This is a genomic window from Halorubrum sp. AS12 (assembly GCF_051122765.1).
Classification (GTDB): Archaea; Halobacteriota; Halobacteria; order Halobacteriales; family Haloferacaceae; genus Halorubrum; species Halorubrum trapanicum.
This window is the reverse complement of record NZ_CP185386.1, coordinates 357183-365892: the sequence shown is the minus strand read 5'-3', so window position 1 is coordinate 365892 and position 8710 is coordinate 357183. Positions and strand designations below refer to the sequence as shown.

Sequence of the window (8710 nt, the reverse complement as noted above, 5' to 3'; positions counted from 1 at the left end):
ACTTGACGCGTTCGTTCAGCTGGTCGCGATACTCGATCTTGTTGCTGACTGCGATGACGCCCAGGTGGCAATCCGCTTTCCCCGATTCGCGAGCCCGCGAGAGCTGCGATAAGAATATCATCGTCATCGAGTCGGTCCACCTCGTCGAGAATGATGATGACTGACTCGTAGGCAGTATCCAGAATCTCCCAGAGATAGTCGTAGTATTCCCCGCTGCCAATCCCTGCGCGTGGAATATCGAAGTCAGTCTCGTCCGTTTCGTTGAGTGAACGAGTCACCGTCCTCGCGACGCGTGTCTGTGTGTTGTGCTGCGCGCAGTCGACGTAGACCGTGCCGACGGACACACCGTTCGACTCCGCGGCTCGGCGGGCTCGTTCTGTGACGTGACGGGCAACGAGCGACTTCCCCGTACCCGTTTTCCCGTAAATAATCACGTTGTTGGGCGGATCGCCACGAACGATCGGCCTGAGTTCAGCAGCAACGGCCTTGATCTCGCCATCTCGGCCGACGATACGGCCGCTTTCAGGGACGTGGCCAACCTTCAGCAGTTCCTTTCGAGCGAAAATGTTGGCTCGGTCGGGGTCGTCTTCATCAAAGTCAAAGAGGGGATCGTCAGCGGGATCCTCGTAGCGGCCGTCGAAGTCAGAGAGTTGGGACGGTTCCTCAGCCATCAATATCAGATATCGCGGATGGGACCTACTTAATGATTTGGCTACCTCGACCAGAGTGTAAATCGGGCTATGGTCGTCTTCTGATGTTTTGTCGCTGGCGTATCATCCTCACAAAGGGTCGAGTCGGTCCCGAGTGAAATCGGATTCGGAGCGAGAGTTACCGCCGCAGACGGGCACCCCCAATCCAGAGTGAAAACGCCAGACTGGAGCGGGTTTGACACACCCCTGGTCAAGAGTGAATAGCCCTCCATACGGGAGCAGCGTACTTGGTTGAGACGACACCCCCCGTCCAGAGTGTATCTCCCGAACCTGGTAATCAATCATTTCTATGAGAGGACACATCGGCCCTGGACGTCTGACGCACGGCAGACACCCCTCGTCCAGAGTGAAAGCGTAGGTGTGACGAGCAGGAGTGAAGTGTGAACCTCGAGTGATGCTGACGAGCGTTCGTCGGCACCCCCAATCAAGAGTGAAGACACAGGTCAGATCTCCAGCCGAAGCAAAGCAGGGTACAATCGGAACTGTCGGGGTCGGGTATCTTGATTCCGAGTGATGAGGGAGATCGGGAGATACCAATCCCGATTTCGGCTTTGATGCCGGTTCGCTGGTTGGCGAATAGTCAGAATGACGATTGTTCCTTCAACGTCTCATAATACGCGGACGATGAAATCGAACCCCCACACCCCTCGTCCAGAGTGAAACGCTACGAGAGTCCCTCGGTTGACCCGGCGGAAACCACACGACGAGTCGGCTGGGAAGTACCGAAATCACAAGACGTGAGACGAGTATCCCTCGAACAGCAGTCGTCACACAGTCGAAGATCCGCTAAATATACCAATCTTCATAGTATTACCTAGAGGTTTTATTACTACCTACCTCCTACCACTCCCCAAGTGCATTCAGCACAAGAAGGAGGACGAAGGCGGCATTCGTCCGGGTGGTTTCGAACCGCTGCTCGTGTTCGCTGTTCCATTTCCTCCGTGTTCTCCCGTCTCAAGCAGTCTTTCCGCGATTCCCGTTGCTTTCTCCCCACAAGAACCCCCGTTTCCCGTGGACCTCACCCCACTCTCCGATTGGTTTTCACTCTGGACGAGGGGTGTGTGGGCGAGGTATTCTCTCCAGCTCCCTTCCGTGTCTTCACTCAGTATTAACCAACAAACCTCCCGATACCTCGATAGTGTTGGTTAACCACTCTCAATCTCGGTGAAGGCGTCCAAGTCCGTTTCCCGAGTTTCCGCGATCTCGCGTTGAATCTCCATCCGATCCCAGCCAAGTGGTGCCAGCACACTCTCGACAGCTCTGACGAGTTGCGTCTCGTAGTACGACGCATCGTACGATTCTATCTCTTCGTGGGCTAACGCGACCCGCTCTCGCGAGCTCTTCTCGTCGTCGACGACCACGTACTCGATGTCCTGTCCTGGGTGGATGGCGAGGTCCTGGTCCCGAGCCCGCTTCAGCGCCGCCACGTTCTGCGTATTCTGCGTGTACCCTTCCAGCGGCTTGGAGACACGATTCCGTTCGACGAGCTGCTCGACCGGCACCGTTCCAGCGTGGAGGCGCTTGATCGCGTCCTGAAGACAGTCGAGTACGGTGTCCGGAGATTTAGTCGCACCGAGCCGTTCGAGACAGTCCCGCTGGACGTCCTCGATGAACGGTGGGGTTGAGCGCTGCCGAGCTTCAATCCCGCGTATCTTGAAATCGTCGTCGCCGGCGACCTTCCCGAAGTACTTCGTTAGCGCGCCGGCGTCACTCTCGCGTTGTGGTACGAACGCTACCCAGTCATAGTGGGCTTCGTGTTCAAGCCGAATCTCGGCGCGTTCCGTAATCTCCGTCGCGAGCGTCTGGAGGTCTTCGCGGTCATCGTCGTCGACGTCAGGGTCCGGCGTCACCCAGATGGAGTCGACGATGCCGTGGACGACCCGCCAGCCGCCAGCTTCCAGCCGCTGTTTCGCCGTCAGGAGAATCTCGCGAGCGAACGCGTTAATCGCTTCGTGACACTCGATGCGGCCGAACTTCGCGTTGCTGAACCCCTGATAGCCGAAGCAGGCAACGAGGATCCACTTCAGCGCTCCCGACCGCCCTTCGAGTTCAGCCAGACGGTCCTCGTCGGGGTCGTCCCGTTCCTTCTCGCGACGGATGGCCGCCTTGATCTCGTCCCGTGCGTCGATGATCGGCTCGGAGCACGTCGACGAGGTAGCCCCGGTCGTCGCAGATCGAGTATCCGATGCCGGGGACGTCGTCGCGGTCGCTGTGACAATCACACCGGATGACGTCCGGCGAGACGTTCCGGGTACAGATGATGTTGGGATACAACGAGGAGAAGTCGAGTTCGTGGACGTTCTCGTGGAGGCCGACCTCGGGCGCGAAGATGAAGCCGCCACGGTCGGCGTCGTGGAGCGTCCCCATCGGCTTGTAGAATTCGTGGCGCCAGGAGTTCCACGGGACGAGGACGCCGCGGTCGTGGGCCTCACAGATCTGGATCGCCGTGAGGACGTTCCCGATTGACGCCCACGCGAGCTCCTGGACGGGCTTTTTCGAGCGCGACACGAGGTCAAGGATGCCCTCGAGGTTCGTCTCCCCGTAGAAGAACGTGTTCGACTCGTCGATGATCGCCCGCCCGGGGAGGTTGTACCGCGCCGGCGAGTGGCCGACGCGACCGTAGCTTGAGTACGTCGACCGGCTCGCGAGCTGCTGGTAGTCGACGTCCGGCCACCGGCTCAGCGAGAAGTCGTCGACGCCGGCAGCCGTCGCCATCTCGTGGAGGGTCGGGACGATCTCGCTCGTCGAGCAGACCAGGACGTCCGGATCGTGTGCGTCGAGCGCCCCCTGGACGGCGGTCAGGATATCCGTCGGTGAGCCGGTGACGGTGTCGCCGGCGACGGACAACTCCCCATAGACGTCGTTGCTCGTTTCGGTCACTGGAACGCTGAGCCGGAGCGTCGACAGCTCGCTCGCCGGCGTCGGATCGGCGCCGGTCTCCAGACAGTAGCGGAACTCTCGCGAGAAGTCGACGTTGAAGCAGGCGAGATCCCCGACTGGATAGTCCGATAACTGGCGTGCCTGCCGGGCGAGTGGGGTGACGCGGTCGATGTGGGCGACGTCGACCGCGAGAACGGCCTTCTCGTCTCGTCGAAAGCCCGGCCGTCGCGCAACCATCTCGGTCGCGACGACATCCGGGTGCTGGTCGTACACCGACTGGAGCGTCGGGAGGTCGAGGTCGGACGCTGGGTCGCGAGCGGCGACGTAGAATCGCGGTGTGTAGTTATCTCGTTCTGTTGCGACGGCACCGTCGGCGGTCGCCTCCCACTCTAGGACACGGCCGTCGTCCAGGAAGTCGATACTGAACGGCATCGTCACGGATTCGAGTCCGGTGGGGCGCTCTCTTGGTCATCGCGTGCTGCGACCGCGGCTTCGAGCTCCTCGAGGCGCTCTTCGTGGTCGTCGAGGCGGGACTCCTGTTCGAGATCGATGCTGAGCAGCGCCGGCAGCAGCGGGTTCTGGTGGTTCAACAGCCCGCTCGCGTCGGCGTGCTCGCGGGCGTACTCGAACAGCCGGTCGAAGCGCGGCTGGTCGCGCCGCCGCAGTGCCCGGCGGAACTCGGCCCAGCGCTCTTCGATGGCCCGCAGCGCATCTCGGTAGGTTGGGTTCGTACGCCCCATCGCTATCGCCCTCCTGTACCGCTCGCCGTCCACGCATCGAGCAGGGGATCCGCGGTGGCCGCCACCGTCTCACCGTCAGCGGTGACGCCCGTTCCGACGCCCTCTGGGTTTGATGTCGACGGCGCTGGCGTCGTCGGTTCCACGCCGACCTGCGTGGCGCGTGCCGCGAGCAGCTGCCGCCAGTACGCGAACGTTGTCTGGTAGTACGCGCCGTCGTCGACGGGATAGACGAGCGTCTCGAAGTCCTCGCCGACGACCCGTGGCCCCATCCGGGTTTGCTCACACTCCAGGTGGTGGTCGGCGACCGTCGCGACTGATTCGGTGAATTCGTTTCGTTCGTTTCGCGTAACGAGCACCGGGATGTCGTACCCATCGGCGTAGGTCGTCAACTGAGCGAGGGTTCGGGCTTGAAGGGTTTTCGCGTGGGTTTCGCCGAGGGTATCGTCGGCGCGGTACAGGGCGTCGACGGCCGGCGCGACGATGAGGGCGGGCGTGTGGGGAGACGTATCCTTGTCGCGACCTGGTGCCCGTCGATCGGTTGCCCTGGAATCAGCGGTGGATGTCTGTATTGCCTTGTTCACCGCTGTCGAGAGGTCACAGACTGCGCCGAAGTGCTGGTACGCGGTAAATCCGCGTGCGACGTGGATCCGGTCGAGCAACCGCTGGCTCGGTGTGATCTGAGCCAGCGTCGTCGTCGTCGCATGGCCGTTCGCATCAACCCAGAAGGCGGGCCCATCGTGTACCAGGAGATGGTCAAGTACGAGCGACTGGAGGATTGGGACGCCACGGCCGGCGTCTACGTCGAGCAACGTGATGCCGTCGTCGAGTGACGGTAGGAGTATCTCTTCTGTGGCTGGGTCGGCTTGATCTGCCAAGCCCAGATTGCGGTCAGCCCCCCGTGTCGGCTTGTCGGCCGCCATTCGGTTCGATGGTGGGTGATCTCCCATACTCGATAACTAGTCACTCTCTCAATAAGCGGCGGCGCGGCGCTTCCGGACTTCCAGAAAGGACTTTACAAAACGTCAATTCGAACTCTGTCACCGGATCTTGAGGAGTGGAAGACTGTTTCCAAGACTCTTTCCGGGGTGGCCGTCGCCTTTGATCGCCGAATTAACCAACATTTCGGTATGCCCCGGCAATTTGTTGGTTAATCTAGTTAGCATCGTTGTACCACACCTCGTCGATGATATCTCTAGATATGATATTCCAGAATATGATTATTCAGAATATTTCATCAGGCACGATAGAAGCCACGGGAGCTCCAACTGGAACAGTTCGTCGAAGCTGCGGCCGACACGGTTCTTGATCTCGAAGACATTCGTCCTGATTGTTGCCCGCGACCCAGGAAACGCATCATACCGGTCAGCCTCGACAGATACACTCGTGTGACACCCGTGTCATATCGATGAGGTGGCGGTGGATATTGTCGGCGAGCCGGTACATTGCCTCAGCCTGTTCCTTCGTTGCGATACCGAGTCTGTAATAGGTCTTCGTTCGGTTTCGGTTCCACAGTTCGGCAAGCTCCTCTCCGAACGCGTCGTCGTAGAGACCGATCTCGGCACCACGTTGGTAGAGTCGGCGGTGGCTACTGATGACCTCCGCCGCGGACATTGCCCCATCGTGAATCAACCGGAACTGGATAGTGCGCTCGATGGCGACGAACGCCGACTCGATCACGACCGTGTAGTACCCTTGGTCGAGGAGATTTGATCCCACCTCCAGCAGCCGACAGGCACGGCGAAGTTGGACCAACTCTGCGTCGTCGACGTCCAATCCCTCCTCGATCGTTCCGGGACTGCCCTCGAAGGTTCGCTCGGCTTCTCCCAATTGGTCTCGGATATCGTCATTCATCGGCATGCACCTCGGTTCGGAGTTCGGAGAGTTGGTTGGAGCCGACCAACGTGATCCCGTCGTCGAACTGAGGGCGAAGTTGATCACCGATTCGTTGGACGCTGTCCGTCGATTCGACAAGCGGCTGGAACGTGTACCGATTCCCTTCGAACCGTTGGTCTTCGAGATCGCTAACAACCGTCTGGACAGTCCGGCGAGCTGCCGTTTGGTCTTCGTCGACGATCACCAATAGGTCGATGTCGCTGGCCCTATCTGCCTCTCCCCGAGCGACGCTTCCGAATAGGACGACCCCGACTAATCCATCCAACTCGTCCTGAAGTCGTTGTAGAAATGCCTGAACTGGTTGGTGGAACTCGCTCTGCGGGATCGAGAGAATTGGATCTGGTTTCGTGAGCCGTTCACGGTTGATCTGGACCTGCTGAGTCCGCCCGTCTGGTGCGATCTCGATGACATCAAGCTCGGAAAGCAATTTGACCGCCTTTGAGATCGTTCCCTTATTTGCCCCTGTGAGGCTTGCGAGTTCGCTCATCGAGTACGTCGCATACGGCTGATCTATGAGAACGTTGAGAACGTCCTGCATTGCCTGGTATCGGAATACCCGATCCTCCGGAAACGGATACTGTAACTCTATTGAGATCGACTCTTTCTTATTAGGCATATGATTCCTATTAGGAAACGATGTAAAAACTCTGGCGGTGAACTGATCCGATTATGACATGCTGGCCTACGTCTATCTAAAGAATAAGATTTCAAATCTAGCCCAGTAGTTGTGACAGTACAACCAGTCATCACACTATTTTGATTTAGCCCTAAAAATACCAATAGTTCCCAGGGTTTGGGGAGATACCACTGATGGAGAGAGATGACTTTGACGAGACGGTCCACGGTGAAATCAAGCTCACCAAATTTTCACGAAACCGGCGACGCAGCTGCTGAATCAACGAGTGAGTACTCGCGATCTCGACTCGTGCCTTCTGCTTCGAGGAGGTTGTACTGTGCCATCTTCGAAAGGTAGGTCCGGACGGTGCGCTTCGTCCGCGGATCGTCGACCGCCTCAGTATACCGGTCGTGAATCTCGCTGGGTCCGAGCGGGCCGTGGTCGCGAACAATATCGTACACGACCCGCTGGTGTGGTGTGAGCGAGTCGAGGCTCTTCTGCTTGATTTGAGCCCGAGCATCTTCAGCGGCATCTAGGAGGATGTCGTTGGTGATCTCCTCGTGATTTTCGCGATCAGCCGTGCTGGCTGCGCTGCGAAGCATCCCGATAGCAAGACGAGCGTCGCCAGCGGCGGCATCAGCGATCTGATAGAGCTGCTCGTCGGTGATGATCTCCTCTTCAAGGCCCCACTTTGCCCGCGCACTCAGGATGTCATACAGCTGCTCGTCGTGGTACTTGTCCATCCGAACATGCTCGCTGGAGCGAAGCCGACTCACAAGGCGGTCGTCGACGCGGCTGAACAGCTCTTCTTCTTTGTTCGCGATACAGATCACCGCGAACTGCTCCATACTGTGGAGGTCGTAGATGAGGCTCGGGTCTTCGAGTTGGTCGACCTCGTCGAGGATGACGACGGTTCGAGGGCCGTCGTACTGTTGGAGCCGATCAATGAGCTCGTCGTGGGGTGTCGACTGGCGATGGATGTCTATCGTGGCCCCGATGTCGTCGAGGATCTGGTACAGCGTTCGGAAGCGGCTGTAGTTTCGCCAGCAGTTGACGTAGGTGGCCTCGACGTCGAGCACTTCCTCGCGGAGCCGTTCGGTAACGAACTTCGAGACACAGGTTTTGCCGACGCCGCTCGGGCCGGTGACGATGGCTGTGTCAGCCGGCTCCCCGTCCGTGATCGGTTCGAGAACGCTCGAGAGGTGGTTGACTTCGGCGTCGCGATGCTCGACTTCTCGAGGGACGAACCCGGCGCGGAGGACGCGAGCATCACGGATCATCTGTCGGTAGGTAGCTATTCTTTGGCTGTGTGATAAAAATGTGACTGGGTCAGTTCCGGAAAGCCCCTCATTGCCGCTAGATTGCTTCTTTTATAGCTTCGGAGTCTCCCGATTTTGATTGTGGAAACGCTCCGTTTCCGGAAACGTCCAGAAATCCAGTCAACGATGTGGAGCTCGCTCTATACTAATCACGATAGCCCGAGTCGGATGGACCTCATGGAGAGTACTGTCTGACGTGCTCATCGAGATCGCTAGGTCGTAGATACAGACAGACAACTCTAGCTCTGGTTTACTTCGTCAAATACGGCGGCAAAGTCCTCGAGAAGCTCCTGTGGTGACCTCTCATCATCGCGAGATGGAAGTGGTACTTCCCAGCATTCGATTTGGAGTGTGTGCGCATTGGATACCGGCTCCGGATCGGTTACTACATTGAAGATACCGGTGTGATAGATAGCAAGTAGTCGCTGGTCATGAACACCGACATAATCGATACCAGCCCGATCCAGGGCTGCTGGAATGTCTGTGGGCGCAGATAGCGAGACAGAGGCGCTTGGAGACGCTGAGTTGCTCATACCTTGGCTTGGTCCATCG

The 8710-nt window shown here is 58.6% G+C and carries 6 protein-coding genes and 2 pseudogenes; all 8 read right to left on the bottom strand.

Annotated features, from left to right (window positions below):
* Positions 1 to 161 precede the first annotated feature (161 nt).
* Positions 162 to 671, bottom strand: a pseudogene (locus ACODNG_RS16680) (Cdc6/Cdc18 family protein); the annotation flags it as partial.
* 1184 nt (positions 672 to 1855) lie between these two features.
* A pseudogene (locus ACODNG_RS16675) lies at positions 1856 to 4022 on the bottom strand (type B DNA-directed DNA polymerase).
* A gap of 2 nt (positions 4023 to 4024) precedes the next feature.
* Positions 4025 to 4330, bottom strand: coding sequence for a hypothetical protein (locus tag ACODNG_RS16670; RefSeq protein WP_434523233.1), 306 nt, complete (start codon positions 4328 to 4330; stop codon positions 4025 to 4027).
* A gap of 2 nt (positions 4331 to 4332) precedes the next feature.
* Positions 4333 to 5172 (bottom strand): hypothetical protein, encoded by an 840-nt coding sequence (locus ACODNG_RS16665; RefSeq protein ID WP_434523298.1) that lies wholly within the window; start codon positions 5170 to 5172, stop codon positions 4333 to 4335.
* A 520-nt stretch (positions 5173 to 5692) separates the two neighbouring features.
* A complete protein-coding gene (locus ACODNG_RS16660; protein WP_434523232.1) occupies positions 5693 to 6181 on the bottom strand; it encodes a hypothetical protein in 489 nt (162 codons plus the stop codon).
* Positions 6174 to 6761, bottom strand: coding sequence for a nucleotidyltransferase domain-containing protein (locus tag ACODNG_RS16655; protein WP_434523297.1), 588 nt, complete (start codon positions 6759 to 6761; stop codon positions 6174 to 6176). Before ACODNG_RS16655 ends, ACODNG_RS16660 begins: the two co-directional genes overlap by 8 nt.
* Before the next feature lie 329 nt (positions 6762 to 7090).
* On the bottom strand, positions 7091 to 8119 hold the full coding sequence (locus tag ACODNG_RS16650) for a Cdc6/Cdc18 family protein (RefSeq protein WP_434523231.1): 1029 nt from the start codon (positions 8117 to 8119) through the stop codon (positions 7091 to 7093).
* A gap of 278 nt (positions 8120 to 8397) precedes the next feature.
* A complete protein-coding gene (locus ACODNG_RS16645) occupies positions 8398 to 8691 on the bottom strand; it encodes a hypothetical protein (RefSeq protein WP_434523230.1) in 294 nt (97 codons plus the stop codon).
* Between the last annotated feature and the right edge of the window lie 19 nt (positions 8692 to 8710).

What these genes read in the sequence shown, in the direction of transcription:
- ACODNG_RS16670 (WP_434523233.1), bottom strand. Translation starts at nt 4,330, where the DNA reads ATGGGGCGTACGAACCCAACCTACCGAGATGCGCTGCGGGCCATCGAA.
- ACODNG_RS16660 (WP_434523232.1), bottom strand. Translation starts at nt 6,181, where the DNA reads ATGAATGACGATATCCGAGACCAATTGGGAGAAGCCGAGCGAACCTTC.
- ACODNG_RS16655 (WP_434523297.1), bottom strand. Translation starts at nt 6,761, where the DNA reads ATGCAGGACGTTCTCAACGTTCTCATAGATCAGCCGTATGCGACGTAC.
- ACODNG_RS16650 (WP_434523231.1), bottom strand. Translation starts at nt 8,119, where the DNA reads ATGATCCGTGATGCTCGCGTCCTCCGCGCCGGGTTCGTCCCTCGAGAA.
- ACODNG_RS16645 (WP_434523230.1), bottom strand. Translation starts at nt 8,691, where the DNA reads ATGAGCAACTCAGCGTCTCCAAGCGCCTCTGTCTCGCTATCTGCGCCC.